The sequence below is a fragment of the Sphingomonas sp. SORGH_AS_0438 genome (assembly GCF_031453475.1).
Lineage (GTDB): Bacteria > Pseudomonadota > Alphaproteobacteria > Sphingomonadales > Sphingomonadaceae > Sphingomonas.
On sequence record NZ_JAVIZS010000001.1, the window covers coordinates 565,627 to 586,678 of the forward strand.

Genomic DNA, 21,052 nt, shown 5'->3' on the forward strand with positions numbered 1-21,052 from the left:
TCGTTGATTTCGCGTCTTAACGACGGCGATCAGGGACGGTTGTACCCCCGACTGTACCCCTCGCTGTACCCCCTGGGGTGGCGGAATGGGCTTTTCGAACGTGGCACTGCGCGGCAGTCGCTACTGGTGGCGCAAGAAAATGACGGTCGCCGGCGTGCGGTTAACGCTGGCGTTACCCATCGGTGCGATGAGCTTTACGGACGCGCGGGTTATCGCTCTGCGCCTCGGTTCGGCGGCGGAAGCATTGCGCATGGGATATGGCGAACGATCCTCCGGGTTAAGACCCGACCAGCTCAAGAAGGTATTCAGCGACGCGCTACGCTGGCAGTTGCAGCGCATCCTTGAGGATCAGATCGCCAGCAGTACCCCCGCCGTCGATCACGCCAGCCTCAACTCTCGCTATGCCGAGGCATGGACCTTCCTGTCGAAGCGCGGCGTCGATGCAAAATGGTCGCTCGATGACCATGAGCGCCTGATCGACAACGGCTGGGACACGCGCGAGGCGAAGGCTGTCGCCGATACGGTCTTCGATCTCCAGAGCGGTAGCCCGGTCTCCGCACAACAGATCGACAGCTATGTCACCAACTTCGGGATCGCGCCGACGACCACGAACCTCGACAAGCTGCGCGTCACGATCTGCGCCGCTAAAGCGGCGGCGTGCCGCAAGGCGACGGCGAACCTGTCGGCGGACGGAGACGTGCCCGCCGACTGGATCGACGACGCACTGGCGGACGATGCACCATTTGCGTGGGAAGAGGCGTCGGTCGATCCCGAGGGGGCGGTCCCCTCACGACGATCGACTGATTTCACGCCTGAGGCACCAGCAGCGGCGCCAGTGCCAGAGAAGCCGAAGATGCGCCTGCGGGATGCAGCCGACAAATGTATCGACGCCCACAAGAAAGAGAAGGCATGGGATACGGACACCGTCAAACAGGTCCAAACCGCCATTCGCCTGTTCGACTTCGCATGTGGAGAAAATGTCTTCATTGAGGACATTAAGCAGGAACATGTGACCGCCTTCATCGAACTATGCCAAGCCCTTCCCAATCGCTGGGGCCGCACGACCGAGGAACGGGCGGGCGGGATTGCCGCCAGCCTCGAACGGGCCAAGACTATGAAACCGGACATGCTTGGCGTGTCGCAAATGACGATCAACAAACACATCACTTGGGTTACGGCTGTTCTCGATCATGCCGAGGGAGCGAACGCCAAGGTGGGGCATCGTCCCGCTGAGCCGATCACCTTCAGGAAGGCTCGAAAGGGCATCGGCAAAAAGGCACGTCAACAGCGTAAGCGTGACCGTGACAAGCGCGCCAACTGGTCAAAACAAGAACTTCGCCATTTATTGTCCGCGCCCATCTGGACCGGGTCAGCCGGAATTGACCACCGTCTGAAGCCGGGGACAGAGGTTTTGCACGATGCTTGGTATTGGCTACCTCTGATGCTGCCGTTGTATGGCGGTCGCAGCTCGGAGCTGGCCGGGTTGCCGCTCAGCGATGTGCACGAGGATGAGCCGATTCCGTATCTGCAGATTGACTATACCGAAGACCGTGGACTGAAGAACACTCAGTCCGTCCGCAAGCTGCCAATCCATCCTGAACTCATTCGGCTAGGCTTCCTCGACTATATCAGGGAAATCCGTGCGGCGGGTTGTACCATGCTTTTTCCGGAAATGGCCTCGCCAAAAAGCACCAGCTTTGCCAGCACCTTCTACAAAAGCATCTTCAATCCCTGGAGGAAATGGGCTTTCCCTAATGGAACGCCATGGCTGCACCAGGACGGCGGCGCATGGAAGGACAAGGACGTTCACAGCTTCCGGGGCCTTTCCACAACTATGTTGAAGGGTCGCGTGGAGGACAGCGTTCGTTGCGACATCTTCGGCCACGAAGGTGAAACCGAGACGGCGCGAACCTATGACGAGGAGGCGAATCTGTCGATCAAGCTGGAGGCGCTCAAACACCTTACGCCGCTGACCGAGCATATCCCGGCAACCCTGCCAATCCGGATCCGTCCCGCGAACCGGCTGAAGTTCGGGGTACGGACGCCCAGTCGTTTGGGACGGCCAAAGACCACCAAGCCAAAGTGACCCAGGATTTTCAAAGGGCTTCTGCCGTCATAGAGATCGTCGCGCGGACCGATCATTTGCTCCGCTGCCGCGTTTAAAATCGCAGTCACGAGCCAGTTTGACACCATGTTCGTCATCGGGCGCCGCGGGGGGCGATCAGACCATCCGTAGGGCCGGCAGAATTGACATCACCACGTAACCGGGTCTGACTGTCCCGTGCTGTGGAGACGCCGAGCGGTTAGGCGGACTGTTGATCTCCAAGCCATGAGCGGGCGTCGTAACGAAGCTACTCGCTATCTCGTGGGCTCCAGTCGCTACATCCTCGCCTCGATAGAAGAAGCGCTTACGGGGATACCGGCATCACGACCGGTGTTACCCTTTGATGCTTCATCCCTTTCTCGCCGCCGCTGCCTGTTCGGCCCTTCTTTCAACCGTTGCCTCGGCGCAAACCGCGCCGCTCGGTGCCAATCTGGAGCGGTTCGACTATCCTGCCCCCGTGCACTGGTTCGAGGCGACGTCACAGGCCCATCCGGTTCGCATGGCCTTTCTTGACTGGCCGGCAACCGCCACGCCCAACGGCACGACGGTCGTCCTGCTCCACGGCAAGAACTTTTGCGCCGCTACCTGGGGCGACACCGCACGCGGATTGGCGGCGGCGGGCTACCGCGTCATCGCGCCGGACCAGATCGGCTTTTGCAAATCGTCGAAGCCGAGTGGCTATCAGTACAGCTTCCATACCATGGCCGCGCTGACCGCAGCGCTGCTCGACCGGGCCGGAGCCGGCAAGGTCGTGCTGGTCGGCCATTCGACCGGCGGCATTCTCGCGACCCGCTTCGCGCTCCTCTACCCCGAGCGGGTCGCGAAGCTGGTGCTGGTCAACCCGCTCGGCCTCAACGACACGCTGAGCGAGGGCGTGCCCTATACCGACCTCGGCAAGCTGCGCGCCGAGGAGGCGAAGACGGACGCAGCGTCGATCAAGGCCTATCAGCTTCGCAACTATTATCATGGGGTCTGGCGGCCGGACTACGACCGGTGGGTCGGCATGCTGGCCGGGCAATATGCCAGCCCCGACGGCGACACGGTGCGCGACGCACAGGCGCGCCTGTCCGACATGATAGAGACCCAGCCGGTCGCCGCCGAACTGCCGCGCCTGACTGTCCCGACCACGCTCATCATCGGCCAGCGCGACCTGACCGCCTTTCGCGCGAGCAGCGCACCGGAGGATCGGCGGGCGCAAGTCCGCACCGTGCCGCAAGCCGCCGAGGACGCGGTGAAGCGCATCCCAGGCGCCCGCCTGATCCGCCTGGACGATCTCGGCCATTCGCCGCAGGTCGAAGCGCCCGCCGAGTTCCTGCAATCGCTTCGCTCTGCGATGACGCCGTGAAGCGATATGCCTGCGCGCTGGCGCTCCTCCTCGCCAGCGGTTGCGATGCTGCACCTGCGCCACGGCGAGCCGCCATGTCTCGCCCGGTCGAGACGCGCGGTTTGGACGGCGCCATCTTGGCCGACGCCGTTGCCCAAGCCAGCCGTCTTCCCCGGCTCCGCTCGCTGCTGGTCCTCCGCGACGGGCAGGTGCTGGCCGAGCAGCGCTTCAACGGCGGGCCGTCGCTCGACCGGCCGGTCAATATCAAGTCCGCGTCCAAATCGGTCCTGTCCGCGCTGGTCGGAATTGCGATCGCGAAAGGCGCGCTGACCGGCGTCGACCAGCCCGTGCTGGCGGTGCTTGGCAGCGATGCGCCGCCCAATCCCGACCCGCGCCTTGCCCGGTTGACCGTCGAGGACCTGCTGACGATGCGCGCGGGACTGGAGCGGACGTCGGGTGAGAATTACGGGCGCTGGGTGTCCAGTCGCAACTGGGTCCGCTTCGCCCTCGCGCGCCCGTTCGTCGATGAGCCGGGCGGCGCGATGCTCTACTCGACCGGCAACACGCATCTGCTGTCGGCGATGCTGACTCTCGCGTCGGGACGCGACACCCATGCCCTGATGCGCGACTGGCTGGCGGAGCCGCTCGGCATCACCATCCCGCCATGGTCGCGCGATCCGCAGGGCATCTATTTCGGCGGCAACGACATGATGATGTCGCCGCGCAGCCTGGCGCGGTTCGGCGAACTCTATCGCCTGGGTGGGGTGATCGACGGGCGGCGGATCGTCCCAACCCGCTGGATCGCAGACAGCTGGACCCCGCGCACCGTATCGCCGTGGAGCGGCGGACAATATGGCTATGGCTGGTTCGTCGGCGCCAGTCGTGGCCATCCGCTGCGCTTCGCCTGGGGCTATGGCGGGCAGATGCTGTTCATCGTGCCGGACCTGAAGCTGACGGTCGTCATGACCTCCGATTCCAGCGGCGCGCGCGACAATGGCCATATCGCCGCGCTCCATGCGCTGCTCGACGACGGCATCGTGCCCGCCGCCGAGCGGGGTGGAGCAACGTGACGGGCGAAGACGCTCAACCCCGATGCACGACCGCGCCGATACGGACGGCGTCCAAACCAAGCCAGGCCGCCATCCGGTCGAGCTCGGCCTCAAGCCGGGGCAGCGTATCGGCGGGCGCTCCCGGTTCCAGCGTGATGCGGTGCGCGAGCAGCATCCCCGCCTGCCGATCTGCTTTCAGATCTACCCGGGCAACCAGCGCCTCGTCCATCAGGAAGGGCAGCACATAGTAGCCATGCGTGCGCCTATCCTGCGGCACATAAATTTCGATGCGATAGTGGAAGCCGAACAGGCGTTCGGCGCGGGCCCGCTCCCAGATCAACGGATCGAACGGCGCGAGCAAGGCAGCGCTGCGCACCCGGCGTGGCGTGGTCGCGTCGCGATGCATCCATGCCTTCTGGCTCCAGCCCTCGACCCGCACCGGCACGAGCACGCCGTCTTCCGCCAGATCGGCGATGGCGTGATCGGCTTCGACGGGCTTCAACCGGGAATAGTCGCGCAGGTCGCTGGCGGTAGCGACGCCCAGCGCACGGGCGCTGCGTTCGATCAGCGCACGTTGCGCCGCCTCGACCGACGGCGTGGGTAGCACCAGCACCGCCGGCGGAATGGCCCGTTCGGTCAGGTCGTACAGGCGCGCAAAGCTGCCCCGCCGGGTTGCGGTGGTGATCTGGCCGGACCAGAACAGCCATTCAAGCGCGTGTTTGACGTGGCTCCATTCCCACCAGCCGCTGCGGCTGGACCCGTTCTCGAAGTCGGCCGCCGCCAGCGGGCCTTCGGCGGTAATCCGTTCGAGCACGGCGTCAGCCTCGGCCCGGCGCTCGACCGCGAAGCGGCGCAGCGCCTGATAACCGATCTCGCCTCGCTCTGCCCGTGCCATGCGCCAGCGGAGCAGCGGATGCAGGTCGAGCGGCAGCAACGACGCCTCGTGCGCCCAATATTCGAACATGCGTCGCTGCCGTTTCGGCCCCCACGCATCCCCCTCCAGCAAGGCACGGTCATAGCTGCCGAGACGTGAGAATGCGGGCAGATAGTGCGCCCGCGTCAGCACGTTGACGCTATCGATCTGGAAGAGGTTGAGCCGCTCGGCGATGCCGCGCAGGTGGCGAACTGATGGGTACTCTGGCCGAGATCGTCCGAAGCCTTGCGCTGCCAAAGCGATCCGACGCGCTTCGCCTGTTGATATGCTCATGACAGGCGAAGATCACGCCTTACCGCCAAGCGTCAATGCTGGGGGCCGGCGCGATATCCCCTTGTTATGCGGGGACGTGATCACGTAGCGCAACCTGTCCCGCGACGTCGACGCCATCGCGAACCAGCATCGCCAGCTTCGCGGTCGCGCGGTCGCATCCGGCCATCAGCGTCGCCGGCCGCCCCCGCACCTGCACGATCTCGCCCGGCAGCACCTTGAAGTGGGACTGAGCCCCGTCCTGCGGCACGATCACCGCGCGAGCCTTGCCGGGGACGAGCGACAGGCGGCATCCCGTTGAGACGTAGCAGACGGTGTCGCGCGGCAGCATGACGGTGATCCCGGTCATTACGGGGACGTCGTCTTCGCCGACGGCGAATTCGAGATAGACAAGATCAACCTGGGCTTCGACCGCTGTGCGACCGAACGCGATTCGCTGGTGGGGATCGAGCGGATCACCGGCCATGATCATCAGGCCGGGGTTCATGATCTTGTTGCCGAGCAGGAGCTTGGAAACAGCAGCGACATGGGCGCGGACATGGGCGGTCTGGTCGGGGTTCATGGTCTGTCTTCCTTGTTTCATCCCCACCACGGGGATCACATCGACTTGCCCATCCCCCTCATCTTCTCCCCTCCACCGTGATCGCGCCGTCGATCGGCGTGCGCGCTGGGCGGTTCAACCGGGACTGAGCACCTCGGTCCTATGTGAAGCTGCGCCGTGATCCGCCGCAGAACGGCACGGTCGAGCGCGAGCGCCCCATCAGCGACGCGCACCGCCCGGACCGGCTCGACGGCCGCCGGACAGATGACTGCGGCGAGCGCCATCACGCTATGCGTACCCGGCCCCGCTGCCGCGTGCTGCCAGCGCTGGCCGGCCAGCACGAGCAGCGGAAAGGCGATGACGAGCGCCCAACACGCCTGCCGCAGCAGGCGGAGCATCGGCACCGTCATGACCGATCATCCCCGTCCGCAGGGCCGGATGCCGTGCCGCGCTCGCCGTGGACCAGCATGCGGATGGCCCGGACCAACCCGTCGGCGCGTTCGTGGGCCGTTCGCCACGGCACCTCTTCGACACGAAGATGGCGCGCCGTCAGCCGGAAGCCCGAAGCAGCCGTGCCATCCCGCTTGTCCGGTGTCGGCACGAGCCACAGGCCAGCGTCGACACCAACCCAGAGCGTCAGCATCCAGTGCCAGATGACCCGCCCGCTGTGCCACAGGCCCAGTGCGAAGCCAGGCATCCCGTCCTCGGCTGCAGCCCTGACGATCAGCGCGTCCGACCGGGTCGCGAGCAGCGCGCTGTCCATCGCGGCGATGGACGCGGCGAGATTGCCGATTGTCGTCGTGACCAGCAGATGGTTCGCCTCGCTATACAGGCAGCCGGCGAGCGGCAGGCCGAGGTCGGCCGGCATGTCGGTCAGGCGCCACCGCGCCGCATGCGCCAGTGTCCGCACGACGTGCGAGTTCATCGCCTGGCCGATCCGTGGCCAGGGTTCGTTATCGTTCATGATGTTCCCAATGATGGTGTTGGTTCGCCAATGTGCGCCGGCGTGTTCAGGCTTGCCGCCAGTCGGCCTGGAACTGCCGAAAGGCGTTTCCGACCAGCGCATGCGCCTTGTCGGTGGCAAGCGGTGTCACCCATTCACCAAAGCCGAGCGGCGTCAGTCGCCTGGGGCCAGCAAGGAGAACGTGAACATGCGGCGGACTGGCACTTCCGGCTCGGTGGGGCGCATGCTGGACCAGCAGTGCGGCGACCTCGAACGGATCGACGATCAGCCTGCGGGTGAAGTCGCGGACCACTTCATATTGCTCATGCAATCGCGCCGTCGGGAAGGTGAAGGTCAGATAGGCGAGCAGCGCCTTGGCCTTGACCGGCAATTCGGCGTCGACCGTCTCCATCAGGATACGCGGGTCGGACAGCCGGTCGTCGGCCCCCGGCGGCAGCAACACCTCGGCCCGTGCGGCGGTCAACGTCCATGGCGGCGTGTCGGGTGGCGCACCGACAGTCAGTTTGGCGGCGGCAAAGGCCGCCGCGCTGTTCAGGTGTCCGCGAAAGCTGGGTCGCAGGCAGCCATACATGACACGGGTCGCATCACGATCGGCATCGTCGCCGGTCAGCATCAGCCAGCTATGCGGGTTCCCCGGATCCGGCAGGCAGCCCGGATTGACATCGACGCTGGGTGTTGACGCTGCCCGCTTGGCCTTGGTCCGCATCAGAACGCACCTTGCGGGTAGAGGCGTTCGGCCACGTCGGACGCGGCACGGTAGATGCCGTCGGCCCGTTCGGCGAGCGTTGCATAGGGCGGCACCAGATAGAGTTCGAGGCCGTGCGCCTCCAGCCGGATCGCCCCGCCGAACCCGAACGGCACCAGCCACAGGCCGCCATCATCGTGGCGGTAGAGCGCCAGGTCTTCCAGCTTGAAGGGCACGAGCCCGCCGCCCGCCAGCACGACATCGATCGACACCGGTAGCAGGTCGCCGCCGGTCAGGCAGCAGCGGACCAGCATCACGTCGATCGACTGATCCGCAGCGAGCCGTTCGATCTTGCTGCGGAACATGGGGCTGCCGACGCAGGTGAACGACAGGATCACCGACTGCGCGTCGAACAGCAGGGTATCGGCGGGCATACCGCCGCCCGACACCAGGGCAGGCACCTCGGGTCTGCCAAAGCCGGTGGCGAGATAGTGGAGAAGCACGTGCGGCAGCGAATGCACGGGGGTAGTCAGAAAATTCATAACATTACCGAAGCTTAAGGGTCGCGGACCGAGCGGTCCGGACAAGCTCCTCGGATCTTTTTCATCGATCTTCAGGGCTCAAAAGCCCAGCTTCCTAATGTCCTCATCACCACTCAGGCTGGCGGCGCACGCTTCTGGATGCAGCAGAAACACCGACCCAGGTGACACGGCGACCGCTGACTATCTGGCCGCCAGGCTTCAGCGCGTGCGGCCCCTTCCAACTGCGCCGCCACTTCCTTCGACAACTGCACGACGCTCACTTTCGCGCATTCACGCCTGACGTCGTTCGTACCGAACATCTTTGGTCTCGCGCCTTCCGGAACCGTGCTTACGCACGGTGGAGGACCCCGCAGGCCGATGGTCGAGGTATGTCAGATAGCCACTGCATAGCTGACACCACTCCGTCGCAGACGGAGCGCAACGCTCCTCTCCGGCCTTTAGGAAGCCGGGAGGGGCGGTAAAGTTGGGGTGCAGCAACTTTACGGTATTGCGCCCTCAAAATCTGGTGTGTCAAATCAGGGCTCCTGACATACCCAGATTTCTCGATTTCGTCGAAATCGCGTTCGTTCTGACATACCGGCCGCAGGCCGCCCGGGACGCGGCGACAGGTATGTCAGACTTCCTCAACGATGTGCAGGCTATGCTAGCGTCATGGCGGTGCGCGGCGAACGGTCTCGCGCCCCGCGAAGACGCGTCGGTCCCGTCGCTCCACGACGCGACCGTCAGAATGGGAAGGTTGAGCGGGGATGGCCGAGCCAATCGAAGATGGGGATGCGGTACGCTCGACCGGAGCTGTGGTAGAGCCGGAGATCACCGCCAGGGTCCTGGCTCTGGTCCGCAAACTGGCTTCGGATCCCGCAGGTGGTGGAAGCGCTGGCATGCGCGCGGTCGACAATCTGCAGGGCTATGCCGAGCGCGAAGCCTATCTGCGGGAAATGGTCATGAATTTCCGGCCGCCCCAGGCTGACCCGGAACTTTGGCTTCGGTGGCTGTCAGGCGGTCCCGAACCTTTTGCGCCGCGCGTGCCAGAGAAGCCGCACGTCTCACAGGTGAATACCAAGCGGGAGATCGAGCGCGCTTCGAAACGGGTCACCGCAGCGCGGGACCGGATTGCCAAAGCCGAACGTGAACTCTCGGCAGCGCAGTCGATGGCGGCATCAGCCCTCGAATTCGAGTCCTCACTCATCGCATGGGCGCTGATGGAGCAGATCACGTCCCTGGTGACGCCGGTTTTCGCCATGGGGCCGGCGTGGACGTTGATGCGCGTTGTCAGCCCCCATGTCCCAGCCGATGAAATGGAAAACGAGTTGATCCTTGAAGATCACGAACCTAGCCGCAAGGCGCTGGAACAAAAGGTCAGGGAGGAACGCGTCGAGCTGTCGAAGAAGCTGCATGCCGCACTCGATTTCTGGGCAGGTGACAGGGAGTTCGAGGTGGACTTGCGGAACGCGATCAAATCCGTCGTCGACAAACATCAGCCGCGTGAAGCCGCTGCCCGCGCCAAAGGCCGAAAGCTGCGCTCGCAAAACGAGGCCAAGAACTCCGTCAGGCCGGATAGCGCAGCCGCGCGTCACGAAATCCTCGGTCGGTCGGAACACCTGGAGTAATTGTAGATCGCCGTGGCGGCTTACCATCTTCCCAAGCCGATAGCGTCGACTGCAGACGCCTGCTTCTACCCGCAGCCCGCGATCACGAGCAGCCGGTTCCAGCGAATGCTGCCTTCACCACCATCCGCATGGGGCGTGGCGGCAGCATAGCTAGGCCCGTCTGCCGTGCGCGGTGCTACGCCCCTTGGCATGGCAGCTATAATCGGCGCGGTGATCGCCATCGGTAACGTCGCGACCGGAGCCGGCAGCAAGGACGCAAACGTCTTTACAGTCGATTTCAGAAAGCGCCGCGCGCGGCAGCCGGCGCTTCACGGGCCGCTACCGCCTTTACCGCCGCCTCATCGGCAAGACGCGCGTTTCGCCCGCGGGTGCCGAATATCTTGAGGGACCAGGCGTCGGACCTGACGGTGATGCGCGGATTGGGCTCCATCGTCAGATCGCCGCCGCATCGGGTGATGCACCACGATCCGTTCGACGGGATGCCCTCGGTCGGCCGCCCGAACTTGGCCTCGACTTGGGCCAGGAGCGTCGCCGGATCGACGCGGTTGGTCGACACCGTCAGGTCGATCCGGTCGACGATCTCTCCCGCCGGCGTCTGCGCCATGAACAGGCGAAGATGCTCGCCGGCGGGACCCTCGCACGTCAATTCACCAACGGCCGTGCCATCCGGGCCAAAGCCGTCGGGGATGCCTTTGCGCTTGCGGATCTCTCGCTCGACGAGTTGCCGGAACGAGGCCGACTGGTAGGTCGAGCAACGGTAGATCCCCGCCAGCGCTGCCTGCACCGCGGCCAGCGGCATCCCGAGGCGGACGCCGGCGACGTCCATCGCCAACGGTTTAGCGGAAGACGCGGGTTGTGCGGCCAATCGCGTCTTCTGCGCCATGGCGGGAGCGGTGGCGAGCGACAACGCCATCACGGCAACGATGGCAGCAGCCCTGGTCATTTTCTTCATGGTGTTCCTTGACGACCCGGCGCTCGGCGCCCGGGTCATGGTGTCGGTCGAAATGAATGGGATGGTGACAGTCACATCGATCGTCAGCGCGGCATCGGACGCCAGCCGTCACTCTGCAGCTCGAACGCCGTCGTCGCCTCCTTCTGCTCGGCCATCTGCGCCTGTTCTCCCGGCGGCATGACCGGGATCGGATCGACACCGCGATAGGTGTAGGTGACCTGGCTGACCCGATGACCGGCAAAGTCGGTCGGCTCGGTCCAGCGTACCACGTCGACAACCTCGCCTTTCGCGAGGCAGAGCGACGGCACCGAAACCATGGCGTTCGTCGCCTTGCGCTCGACCGCGTGAAGATACGGCGCGCCTTTTGGCGTCGGCGCGTAGGAGATCAGTGGCTGGCGGACGAACGGGTTGGTGGACCCGCTCCACCGCGCCGGCTTCTCGAACGTCGTGCGCGTGACGAGCCCGACATTAGCCACACCATCCAGCATCGCGACCGCCTTTCCATCGGAACCCGGTCCTGCCATCGGCGCCTTCGGTGAGGTGACGATCGGAAACCCCGATCCGGTAGCTTCGCCCTCGACCTCGTACCGCATCACATCGATCGGGTGGCAGAAGATGTCGCGGACGACGGGTTCGAGCGCGGCGGCGAACGCCTCCTTGCTCGGGGCTTTGGATTGGCCGCACCCGCTCAAGCCGGTGGCGGTTGCGAAGATCAGGACAGCGGCGGACATGGATGATCTGGACATGGGCGTTCCTTGCGATTCAGCGGACGACGAGGTTGAAGAAGGCGGCGACGTCTGACCCGCCGCGGACATGACCGGCGTCGAAGGCACGGGCGACGCCGAAACGCAGCGTTGAGGACGGTGCCAGCGCGGTCGACCAGCCGAGCTCGAGATCGAGCTCCCGCGCGGTCGGCGACAGATCGAAGGTCCGGCTTTCTTCAGCGAGTGCACCCGACATCAGATCATAGGCGACCGGCACCAGCAGCGACGCCCGCGCCCGCTCGACGCGCAGCGGCGACGACAGGCCGAGCGTGGCCAGTCCGCCGAACAGCGGACGCGCTCCCTCGACCGCGAAGGCGGTGCTGATGATGCGACCATCGAAACGGACGCCTGCGACCGCGTCGGCGGCGCTGCTGCTGCCGACGGTGGCCCGACCGGACAGCTGCATGCCCGCGAAGTTCCGGCGCAGCGTCGTGGTCGCCAGCAAGGTCCGGGCATCGGCCGCACCGGCCCCCGCATCGTCCCGCAACCCGAGCACCTGACCCCGCTCGACGAGTTCCGATACCTCCAAGCCGACACCGAACGGGGTGAAGATCGCCACTGTGCGCAGGCCGGCTTCGCGGCTCCGCGACCCGCGCCGGAATGACGAGGGCGACGCGGCGATGGAGGAACCTGAGGCGAACGAAGCCGACCAGCCGCCGATGGACCATTCGGAGGACATGCCGATCGGCTGCCCGATGGTGCCGCGCAGATACGAACCGGCGAGCGAGTAGCCGCCACCCGGACCCACGGCGACGTTCGCGCCCAGCGTGACCGTCTGACCTGCAGCCGGCGAGAACGTCACCATCGCTGGTCGGCCGGACGCAGCGGCCTGCCAGGGTCCTGTCGTCGTCGTCGTCGCGATGCCCAGTTTCGCGTCCGACCACGACGAGGACCGAAGGGGATAGGCAGATGCGGATGCGGCGAGCCCTCCCGCGAGCAGGCCGGAGGACCGCGCCCGGATGCTGCTGGGCGCCGTCATCAGGTAGTCCCGGCCGTAGCGGTCGAATACGGTCATGGTCGACGTACGAGAGCCGAGGTCAGCCGCTCCCGCCGCACCGCCGAACGGCGCGGACACGACCAACGATGAATAGCGCGTCAGCACCGTCCGTGCAGCGGCGAACGACATTGCCGGTGCCTGCGCCTGCATCGCCTTCTCGACGTTCAGCAGACCCACGCCGTAGACCTGATCGACCCCGGGCGCGCCGAGATCAGTCGCCGTGTCGAGCATGATGCGGCTGATCTCCTTGCCGCCGAGCTGCGGCCAGTACTGCTTCAGCAAGGCCGCGGCACCCGCTATCCCCGGCGCCGCGAAGCTGTTGCCCGTCACGACGACCTGCTGACCATTCTGGTCCACGGTGGCGACGTTGCTCGCTACGACCGACAGGGTGCGGTCCGCCAATGCGCCTGGCGTGCCGTTGCCGCTGGGCGGCTGCAGGTTCGCATCGACGCGGATGCCGAACAGGAACCAGTCCTTGTTCGACAGGTCCTTGCCGACGAGGTTCTCCGCGACCTTGCCCGAAAAGCTGTCTTCGCCGACGCTGTTCGTCACCGACTCGACGAACAACCGGTTGCCGCCGCGTACCAGATCCATCGCCGACTTCAGATCAGCGGCCATCTGCTCGCCGCCACCCGAGCCGTTGATGCTCATCGAGATCACGAAGGCCCCCTTGTCGACCGCATACCTGATCGCCGGCGCGATCAAGGCGACGTTCGGCGCATCCGATTCGGGTATCGGGCCGGTCGAACCCGCGGTGATGCCCTCGAGGTTCGGACCGCTGATCTTCAGTGCCAGGATGGTGGCGTCATAGGCCACGCCGTGCATGCCATTGCCATCGCGCGCACCGGCTGCGACCGCAGCGGTCTTGCTGCCGTGGCCGTCCTTGTCGTCGAGCTCGAACCGGATCGTCTCGCCCGGACAGGTCGCGCAGCGGGCGACCTTCTGATCGAACCCGGTGCTGTCGGCCGAGATGCGGCCGGCGAATTCCGGGCCATCGCGGTCGATGCCGGTGTCGACGATCGCGATCGTCACGCCCTTGCCCGTGATCCCCCGCGCGTAGGCATAGTCGGCCTTCATACCGACGGCAGCCGCGCTCTTCGCATCCTCGGCGGTCGGCGCAGGCGTAGGGGTGGGTGTCGGAGCCGGGGTCGGCGCAGGCGTCGGACTTGGTGTAGGGGTGACGACCGGCGTCGTTCCGGGGGAGTTGACGCTTCCGCCGCCACCGCAGGCGCCGAGCATCATGGCGGTCGCAACCGCCGCCGAGTTCCTGATGATGGCGAGTCGCCTGCTGCGGCAACCATGATATGCACCCACGCTCGAACCCCCGTTCGCGTCGGTGCCGGCAGGCTGATCCCAGCCGGCGGCACCGCCCCTGTTGAAACGAGGCGGTGCCGGCCCGTGAGCCGGAGATTGGAAACCTGCAGTAAGACAGGCGCGAGCGTCTTTAGGCCTCCGAAGAAGCCCTGGACATACACGCCCGCTCCCCGGCCGAAACTGGTTCGGGCCGGGCATACGGCTACTTACTGACGAGGTTTCCACGCCTCGGTCCGCCTGCTGGCGAACAATCCACCTCTACGCCGGGCGGGTTAACAATCTCAAGTGCTGAACTGCGGCTTTGGCGCTGCCGGGCGTAACATGCTGACGACATTGCGCATAATTCGGCGAGGCGGCATGGCGGGGCAATCTCCCGCTCATAAAAGATGAGAGCCGGCTGCTGAGGCTCTTCGGCGAACGAGCAGGAACAGCATCACTCAATCCATAAAGCGGATGACCAAGAAAATTCGGACAATCGCAGCGATTTTTTCATCCTCCCTGTCCGAATATGCCGGCAGGTCCGCTTTTATGATTGAGAGGCATCGCCATTTTGCCCAACCTTGCTTCAACTGCCGAGGATCGTGCCGCCGACAGCCACTATACGCCGGCCGAGATCGGCGTGATGCTGGGCGCACTCCCCAACTTTGACCGGCAGCGGCTTATCGCCTCCTCTCGCTATCTGGCACGCGACAGGCATATTCTCGCCGCCGACTTGCGTCAGGAAGCCTTCATCCGGGCGCTCGACGGACGGCGCAAATGCCAGCGCAGCTGGAACGTCACCGACTTCCTGGTCGGGATCATGCGCAGCCTGACCTCGGCTGACCGTGAAGCTGACATCGCGGGCCACCGCCCCGTTCTGATCGGTACATTCGGTGAAGGTGGCATCGATCTGGCGTCACCCGCGCCCTCGCCGGAGCAGGTCGGCCATGACGCCATATATTACCGCCGCACGATCACTGCCATCCGCGAGGCGATTGATCGCGACCCACGCCTTGTCGCGTTGATCGATGCGCTACTGGATGGTGCGAAGGGTGCCGATCTTCAGCGGCGGTTGGGGGTCGATGCAACCGAACTTGCGTCGCGCCGAAGGCAGCTTAAGCGCGTGTTGATGAACGCCACGAGAGACAGGAGCCTGCCGTGACGCAAATGGATGCGGATCTCGAGCAATTGCGGCTAATTGACGATTTCCTCGAAGAAGAAATCATCGATCTGTCCGACAGTGACGCGTTTAACGCCGAAATCAGGCAGGCAATCACAGCGGTCAAGGAGGCGGTGTCGCCGGATAGCGAATCCGTTCTTGATCATGCACGAGACTACGCATGGGTAGCATTATTTGACGGCCCCTGACTGCCGGTGGCCGACGGTAACGGCAATTGCTGGTGGGCGTCCGGCGTACATGGTGTTTGGAGGAAGTGCCCGCCATGCTGCTGCGTATCAACCAAAGGGGGAAGTTTTGAAGATCGGGGTCATTGCCGACGCACATGGAAATCTGGCCGCGCTGCAGGCTGTCCGCGACGCAATGACTGCCGCCGCGCCCGACCTGATCATCAATCTGGGTGACCTCGTATCCGGCCCCTTCGATCCTGCGGGAAGCGCCGAGCTTCAGATGCGCTCCCATTATCTGACCATCGCTGGAAACCACGAGCGCCAGTTGCAGGACGGCAGCGACGGCGCCTTCGACGTTCTGGCGCGGCCGCTCCTGACCCAAGAGCATTGGGCCTGGATCGAGGGTCTGCCCGCGACGCTCACCCTCTGCGACGGCGATGTCTTCGCCTGCCATGGCAGCCCGGCGGGCGGGGATCTGGAATATCTGCTCGAGGACGTGACGTCCGGCCGCGCGACACTGGATGCCGACCCTGCCATCCGGCCACGCCTGAAGGGGATCGGGTCGGCCAGTCTGGTGCTGTGCGGGCATACGCACACGCCGCGCATCGTGGCGGTCGATGGTGTGATGATCGTCAATTCCGGTAGCGTCGGGATGCCGTGCTACCGGGATTGGGGCGCGACCCCGCATGTCATGGAGGCGGGTAGCCCGCTGGCGCGCTATGCCATCGTCGAGCGTCGTAATGCCGGATGGGCGGCCCAACTGCACGGCGTACCCTATGACTATGAAATCGCCGCGCGTCAGGCGGAGTCTTTCGGCTTTCCGGCCTTTGCCCACGCCGCCCGGACGGGCCGTCTCCTGCCCGGCTGATCCGCCGCCTGTTCGAACGCTAGATCGGAGTGGCGGGACGAGAAAGCGTCCCGCCGAACCTGCGACCGTCAGGCGCGATAGCCGCCCTGGCGCTCGAGCATCCAGCCGGGATATTCCGCTGGCAGCTTGGTCACCGCATCGAGCGCAGCCAGATCGTCCGCGTCGAGCGACACCTGGGTCGCGGCGATATTGTCGGTGAGCTGATCGACCCGCTTGGCCCCGACGATCACGCTCGTCACCACCGGCTGATGGAGCAGCCAGGCGAGCGCGACCTGCGCGGCGGTGCAGCCCTTCGCTTCGGCAATACGGCGCATCTCGGGGATCACCACCGAACCACGGGTGCGATCGACCGGCGGAAAGTCGAAATTCGCGCGCCGCCCGTCCGCCGCCTGGCCCTCGCCATCATATTTGCCCGACAGATACCCGCCGGCCAGCGGGCTCCACACCATCAGCCCGATCTTCTCGGACCGCAGCATCGGCACGATCTCGCGTTCCAGGTCGCGGCCGACCAGCGTGTAATAGGCTTGGAGCGACAGGATCGGCGCGAGCCGCCGCGCCTCTGTGATGCCGACCGCTTTCACCACCTGCCACGCCGCCCAGTTGGACAGGCCGAGATAGCGAACGTGACCGTGACGGACGAGCGTGTCGAGCGCCTCCAGCGTCTCCTCGATCGGCGTCGCAGGATCAAAGCCATGGATCTGGTAGAGGTCGATATGGTCGAGGCCGAGCCGCTGGAGGCTCTGCTTGCACTGGCTGAGGATGTGGCCGCGCGAGGCGCCGCGCGCATTGGGTCCGTCGCCCATCGGCCCCAGCACCTTGGTCGCGATCACGACATTGTCGCGGGCGACGCCTAGGTTCTTGAGCGACTGGCCGAGGATACGCTCGCTCTCGCCGCCGGCATAGACATTGGCGGTGTCGATGAAGTTGATGCCGGCATCGAGCGCGGTCCGGACCAGCGCATCGGCTTCGTCCTGGCGAAGCTGGCCGATCTGGCCCCAGATGCCCTCGCTGCCGCCGAAGGTCATGGTGCCGAGGCAGAGTTCGGACACAAAAAGGCCGCTATGGCCGAGTTGGCGCATACGCATGGGATGATACTCCTATTGGAATGGACGAGCCGGAGATACGCAGCGAACGTACGGCCGACGACGCCAATCCGATCAATGTCCTGCCCGATCCTATCAAAGTGGAGCTTGCGCCGGTGCATTCGGTGGTCGGCGGAGCTAAGGTGCCTGCCATGACGACGCTGTCCGACCTTGCCCGGCTGATCGAACGCCATTGGTTCGTCCATGGTCGCGAAACGCCGATCCCGGGCCTGCTCATCACCCGTGCGGAGGAACCGACCGGCATCATCCGCACGGTCTATCGGCCGTCCTTCTGCCTCGTCGTGCAGGGCGCGAAGCTGTCGATGCTGGGGCCGACGCCCTATCATTATGCCGAGGGCCAATGCCTGCTCGCCTCGGTCGACCTGCCGGTCACGTCACGCATCGTGCGGGCGAGCGCCGACGCGCCCTATCTGGCGCTGTCGCTGGCGATCGAACCGGTGACCGTGGCCGAACTGGTGGCGGAGCAGGCCAGCGTGCCGGGCCAAGCTGCCGCCTTCAACGCGCTGGCGACCAGCGACCATGACCCGGCGCTGCGCGATCCTCTCAGGCGGCTGCTGGATTTACTCGACCATCCGGCCGATCAGGTGGTGCTCGCCCCGCTGATCCGGCGCGAGATCGTCTGGCGACTGCTCGGCGGCGCGCTCGGGCCGGCGCTGCGCCAGATGGGTCTGGTCGACACCCATGCCGCGCGGATCGGGTGCGCGACGGCGTTCATCCGCGATCATTATGCCGAGACGCTGCGCGTGGCGGACCTCGCCGCGCTGGCGAATATGAGCGTCCCCGGCTTCCACCGCCACTTCAAGGCGGTGACGACGATGACGCCGGTGCAGTTCCAGAAGCAGGTCCGCTTGCAGGAAGCACGTCGTCGCCTAGTCGCTGCCGAGGAGGTCGCGCGGGTTGGCTTCGCGATCGGTTACGAAAGTCTGTCGCAGTTCAGCCGCGACTATCGCCGCCTGTTCGGGGCACCGCCGGGGCGGGATGCGGCAGCGATGCGCGCGCAACTGGTGCCGGAGCCTGCGCTGCCCTGATACTTGACTCTGTCAAGTAAGTTGATCCAGCATGGCGGATATGGAAGATGCAGACGTCACCGCCATCCGCCGGTTCAACCGCTTCTACACCCAGACGATCGGCGCGCTCGACGCCCGGTTCCTGGGCACCGAGGCGAGCCTGCCCGAAGCCCGTTTGCTGTTCGAGATCGCCACGCGCGAGCCGGTCACCGCCAGCGTATTGCAGGACGCGCTGGGCATGGACGCGGGTTATCTCAGCCGCCTGGTCGCACGCTTCGAGAAGCGCGGCTGGATTGTGCGCGTGCGTCGCGACGACGATGCCCGCGCGCGCGACCTGCGGCTGACCGATGCGGGACGTGACGCCTTCGGCACGCTCGACCACCGCCAGAGCCATGCCGTTGGCGATCTGCTCGCGGCAGTCGACGGACAAGCGCGGCGCGATCTGGTCGAGGCCCTGACGCGCGCGCGGCTGCTGCTGGATCCCGCATCGGGAGGCCCGTTCGTGATCCGGCCCTTCCGTACCGGCGAGCCCGCGCTGATCGCCGCACGCCAGTCGCTCCTCTATGCCGAAAGCCATGGTTGGGGTCGCGAACTGGAGGTGATCGAAAGCGAGGTGACCGCGGCGTTCCTTCGCGACTTCGATCCGGCGCGCGAGCAATGCTGGGTCGCCGAGATCGACGGGGTCATGGCGGGTGCGGTGTTCGTCACCGACGAGGGCGACGGCATTGCCCGGCTAAGGCTGCTGCATGTCGAACCCTTCGCCCGCCGCCTGGGCATCGGCGACGCTCTGGTCGGCGCTTGCGTCACCTTCGCACGGGAGAAGGGCTATCGCGCGTTGACGCTGTGGACCCACACCGTGCTGGAGTCCGCGCGCCGCCTCTATGCCGCACATGGTTTCGCATGTGTCGAGACGGCGATGCATGAGCGGTTCGGCGTTCCACTTCAGGGCGAGACCTGGCGGCTGGAACTGGCGGCGTGAGCGGCGACCTGACGATCCGCCTTGCGACGGAAGCCGACCTCGGGACGCTCCGCGATCTGATGGCACTGTCGATCGATCGCGGCCAGTCGGCAGTGCTGACCCCGGCGCAGATCGTCGCCAGTCGCTCGGTGATGGGGCTCGACACGCAATTGGTGCGCGACGGCACGTACTTCGTCGTCGAGGACCATGGCGTGCCGGTCGGCTGCGGCGGATGGAGCCGGCGCGCGACGCTCTATGGCGGCGACCATAGCGCCGAATTGCGCGACCCGGCGCTGCTCGATCCGGCGAAGGACGCCGCCCGCATCCGCGCCATGTACACGCACCCGGATCACGTCCGGCGCGGGATCGGCCGGATGATACTTGACCACTGCGAACAGGCGGCACGGGCGGAAGGGTTCGTCGCCGGAGAACTGATGGGCACGGCCGGCGGCGTGCCGCTCTATGCGGCTTGCGGCTACGAGCCGGTTGAGCGCGCCGATACCCATGTCGATGGCGTCGTCGTACCGCTGACCCGGATGCGGAAGCGGCTGTGATCCAGGGTTGATGTCGCCGCCCGTCAGGCCGGGCAGGCCTTGGCGTTCGGCCGACGCCGGAACGCCAGCAGCATCGCCAGTGCCACCGCCGCCATCATTGCCCCCGCGAGCGACACGGCCGGCAGTCCGAACCCAACCCCGATCACACCCCCGCCCAGCGCTGCGCCAATCGCATTGCCGAGATTGAACGCACCGATGTTCATCGCGGAGGCGAGGTTCGGCGCGTCCGAGGCGGCGTCCATCACCCGCATCTGCAAGGGCGGCACGATCGCGAAGCTGGCGATGCCCCAGATTAGGATGGCGATCGCGGCGGTCACCGGCCATTGCATCAGCATCGTGAACGCTAGCAGCGTCAGCGCCATGATCGCCAGCATTGTCATCAGCGCCCGGTCGACCGAACGGTCGGCCAGCCGCCCGCCGAGGCCGTTGCCGATCGTCGCGCCAACGCCGAACAGCATCAGCATCGCGGTGACATAGCCGGTCGAACCGTGCGTAACATCGCGCAGGATCGGGACGATATAGGTGAACACGGTGAAGACACCGCCGAAGCCGATCGTGGTCAGGGCCAGCGCCATCACCACCGGCCCGCGCGTCAGCACGCGCAGCTCAGCGCGCATGTCGCCGCCCTCGGTCGCGGGGAGCGGCGGCAGCGCGAGACGCAGCGACAGCATCGCGATCGCGCCGACGCCTGCGATCCCGGCAAAGGCGGTGCGCCAACCGATCGCCTCGCTGACCCAGGTCGCCGCCGGCACGCCGCCGATCGTGGCGACGGTCAGCCCGGTGAACATCGCCGCCACCGCGCCCGCGCGCTTGTCCGGCGGCACGAGGCTGGCCGCGACCACCGACCCCACGCCGAAGAAGGCGCCATGGTTGAACGAGGTGACGACCCGCGCCGCCATCAGCATCCAATAGCCGCCCGCCACCGCCGACAGCGCGTTGCCGAGCGTGAAGATGCCCATCAATGCGATCAGCAGCGTCCGTCGGTCGATCCGGCCCGTGGTGAGTGTCATCAGCGGTGCGCCGATCAGCACGCCCATCGCATAGGCGCTGACCAGCAGCCCGGCGGCGGGGATCGACACGTGCAGGTCGGCCGCGATCACCGGCAACATGCCCATCGGCGCGAACTCGGACACGTCGATGCCGAAGGCGCCGACCGCCAGCGCGAGCAATCCGAGGTTGAACTTCATGA

The 21,052-nt window shown here is 65.8% G+C and carries 21 protein-coding genes; 10 read left to right on the forward strand and 11 right to left on the reverse strand.

Annotated features, from left to right (window positions below):
* Nucleotides 1-100 precede the first annotated feature (100 nt).
* From QE452_RS02730 to QE452_RS02740, 3 genes are all read left to right on the forward strand, one after another.
* Nucleotides 101-2,086, forward strand: a complete 1,986-nt coding sequence (locus tag QE452_RS02730) for a hypothetical protein (protein ID WP_309729559.1) — start codon at nucleotides 101-103, stop codon at nucleotides 2,084-2,086.
* Between the two features lie 361 nt (nucleotides 2,087-2,447).
* Complete coding sequence (locus QE452_RS02735; protein WP_309658557.1) at nucleotides 2,448-3,449, forward strand: alpha/beta hydrolase; 1,002 nt, start codon at nucleotides 2,448-2,450, stop codon at nucleotides 3,447-3,449.
* Nucleotides 3,450-3,565: 116 nt separating this feature from the next.
* Complete coding sequence (locus tag QE452_RS02740; RefSeq protein ID WP_309658558.1) at nucleotides 3,566-4,498, forward strand: serine hydrolase; 933 nt, start codon at nucleotides 3,566-3,568, stop codon at nucleotides 4,496-4,498.
* A 13-nt stretch (nucleotides 4,499-4,511) separates the two neighbouring features.
* Here QE452_RS02740 and QE452_RS02745 read toward each other — a convergent pair whose 3' ends face one another.
* The 6 genes from QE452_RS02745 to QE452_RS02770 form a co-directional block, all read right to left on the reverse strand.
* Nucleotides 4,512-5,684 carry a DNA glycosylase AlkZ-like family protein gene (locus tag QE452_RS02745; protein WP_309658559.1) on the reverse strand — a complete coding sequence of 391 codons (1,173 nt, stop codon included), beginning with the start codon at nucleotides 5,682-5,684 and terminating at the stop codon, nucleotides 4,512-4,514.
* Between the two features lie 64 nt (nucleotides 5,685-5,748).
* Nucleotides 5,749-6,243: a hypothetical protein gene (locus QE452_RS02750; RefSeq protein ID WP_309658560.1), complete on the reverse strand. Its 495-nt coding sequence runs from the start codon at nucleotides 6,241-6,243 to the stop codon at nucleotides 5,749-5,751.
* A 35-nt stretch (nucleotides 6,244-6,278) separates the two neighbouring features.
* Nucleotides 6,279-6,632 (reverse strand): hypothetical protein, encoded by a 354-nt coding sequence (locus QE452_RS02755; RefSeq protein WP_309729561.1) that lies wholly within the window; start codon nucleotides 6,630-6,632, stop codon nucleotides 6,279-6,281.
* Entirely contained in the window at nucleotides 6,629-7,186 is a 558-nt protein-coding gene (locus QE452_RS02760; protein WP_309658562.1) for a hypothetical protein, read from the reverse strand. Before QE452_RS02760 ends, QE452_RS02755 begins: the two co-directional genes overlap by 4 nt.
* Before the next feature lie 46 nt (nucleotides 7,187-7,232).
* Complete coding sequence (locus QE452_RS02765; protein ID WP_309658563.1) at nucleotides 7,233-7,892, reverse strand: hypothetical protein; 660 nt, start codon at nucleotides 7,890-7,892, stop codon at nucleotides 7,233-7,235.
* Nucleotides 7,892-8,413, reverse strand: a complete 522-nt coding sequence (locus tag QE452_RS02770) for a hypothetical protein (RefSeq protein ID WP_309658564.1) — start codon at nucleotides 8,411-8,413, stop codon at nucleotides 7,892-7,894. The genes QE452_RS02765 and QE452_RS02770 overlap by 1 nt, the downstream gene beginning before the upstream one ends.
* A 746-nt stretch (nucleotides 8,414-9,159) precedes the next feature.
* Between QE452_RS02770 and QE452_RS02775 the strand changes: the two genes are divergently transcribed.
* Entirely contained in the window at nucleotides 9,160-10,020 is an 861-nt protein-coding gene (locus QE452_RS02775; RefSeq protein ID WP_309658565.1) for a hypothetical protein, read from the forward strand.
* 277 nt (nucleotides 10,021-10,297) lie between these two features.
* On the opposite strand, the gene QE452_RS02780 is transcribed toward QE452_RS02775, so the two are convergent.
* From QE452_RS02780 to QE452_RS02790, 3 genes are all read right to left on the reverse strand, one after another.
* A complete protein-coding gene (locus tag QE452_RS02780; protein WP_309658566.1) occupies nucleotides 10,298-10,972 on the reverse strand; it encodes a hypothetical protein in 675 nt (224 codons plus the stop codon).
* Between the two features lie 83 nt (nucleotides 10,973-11,055).
* A complete protein-coding gene (locus QE452_RS02785; RefSeq protein WP_309658567.1) occupies nucleotides 11,056-11,703 on the reverse strand; it encodes a hypothetical protein in 648 nt (215 codons plus the stop codon).
* Nucleotides 11,704-11,734: 31 nt separating this feature from the next.
* Complete coding sequence (locus tag QE452_RS02790) at nucleotides 11,735-13,810, reverse strand: S8 family serine peptidase (RefSeq protein WP_309658568.1); 2,076 nt, start codon at nucleotides 13,808-13,810, stop codon at nucleotides 11,735-11,737.
* Between the two features lie 769 nt (nucleotides 13,811-14,579).
* On the opposite strand from QE452_RS02790, the gene QE452_RS02795 reads away from it, so the two are divergent.
* The 3 genes from QE452_RS02795 to QE452_RS02805 all read left to right on the forward strand — a co-directional run bounded on the left by QE452_RS02795 (nucleotide 14,580) and on the right by QE452_RS02805 (nucleotide 16,241).
* Entirely contained in the window at nucleotides 14,580-15,188 is a 609-nt protein-coding gene (locus tag QE452_RS02795) for a hypothetical protein (protein WP_309658569.1), read from the forward strand.
* On the forward strand, nucleotides 15,185-15,394 hold the full coding sequence (locus QE452_RS02800; protein WP_294239856.1) for a hypothetical protein: 210 nt from the start codon (nucleotides 15,185-15,187) through the stop codon (nucleotides 15,392-15,394). Before QE452_RS02795 ends, QE452_RS02800 begins: the two co-directional genes overlap by 4 nt.
* Before the next feature lie 106 nt (nucleotides 15,395-15,500).
* On the forward strand, nucleotides 15,501-16,241 hold the full coding sequence (locus QE452_RS02805) for a metallophosphoesterase family protein (protein WP_309658570.1): 741 nt from the start codon (nucleotides 15,501-15,503) through the stop codon (nucleotides 16,239-16,241).
* Nucleotides 16,242-16,309: 68 nt separating this feature from the next.
* Here the strand turns inward: QE452_RS02805 and QE452_RS02810 are convergent, their stop codons facing one another.
* Complete coding sequence (locus QE452_RS02810) at nucleotides 16,310-17,326, reverse strand: aldo/keto reductase (protein WP_294239850.1); 1,017 nt, start codon at nucleotides 17,324-17,326, stop codon at nucleotides 16,310-16,312.
* Nucleotides 17,327-17,475: 149 nt separating this feature from the next.
* Here QE452_RS02810 and QE452_RS02815 point away from each other — a divergent pair, with 149 nt between their 5' ends.
* From QE452_RS02815 to QE452_RS02825, 3 genes are read left to right on the forward strand one after another with little or no spacing between them, the layout of a single operon-like run.
* Entirely contained in the window at nucleotides 17,476-18,372 is an 897-nt protein-coding gene (locus tag QE452_RS02815; RefSeq protein ID WP_309658571.1) for an AraC family transcriptional regulator, read from the forward strand.
* Between the two features lie 40 nt (nucleotides 18,373-18,412).
* Nucleotides 18,413-19,330 (forward strand): GNAT family N-acetyltransferase, encoded by a 918-nt coding sequence (locus QE452_RS02820; RefSeq protein WP_309658572.1) that lies wholly within the window; start codon nucleotides 18,413-18,415, stop codon nucleotides 19,328-19,330.
* Nucleotides 19,327-19,863, forward strand: coding sequence for a GNAT family N-acetyltransferase (locus QE452_RS02825; protein WP_309658573.1), 537 nt, complete (start codon nucleotides 19,327-19,329; stop codon nucleotides 19,861-19,863). The genes QE452_RS02820 and QE452_RS02825 overlap by 4 nt, the downstream gene beginning before the upstream one ends.
* A gap of 23 nt (nucleotides 19,864-19,886) precedes the next feature.
* Here the strand turns inward: QE452_RS02825 and QE452_RS02830 are convergent, their stop codons facing one another.
* On the reverse strand, nucleotides 19,887-21,050 hold the full coding sequence (locus QE452_RS02830; RefSeq protein ID WP_309658574.1) for an MFS transporter: 1,164 nt from the start codon (nucleotides 21,048-21,050) through the stop codon (nucleotides 19,887-19,889).
* Between the last annotated feature and the right edge of the window lie 2 nt (nucleotides 21,051-21,052).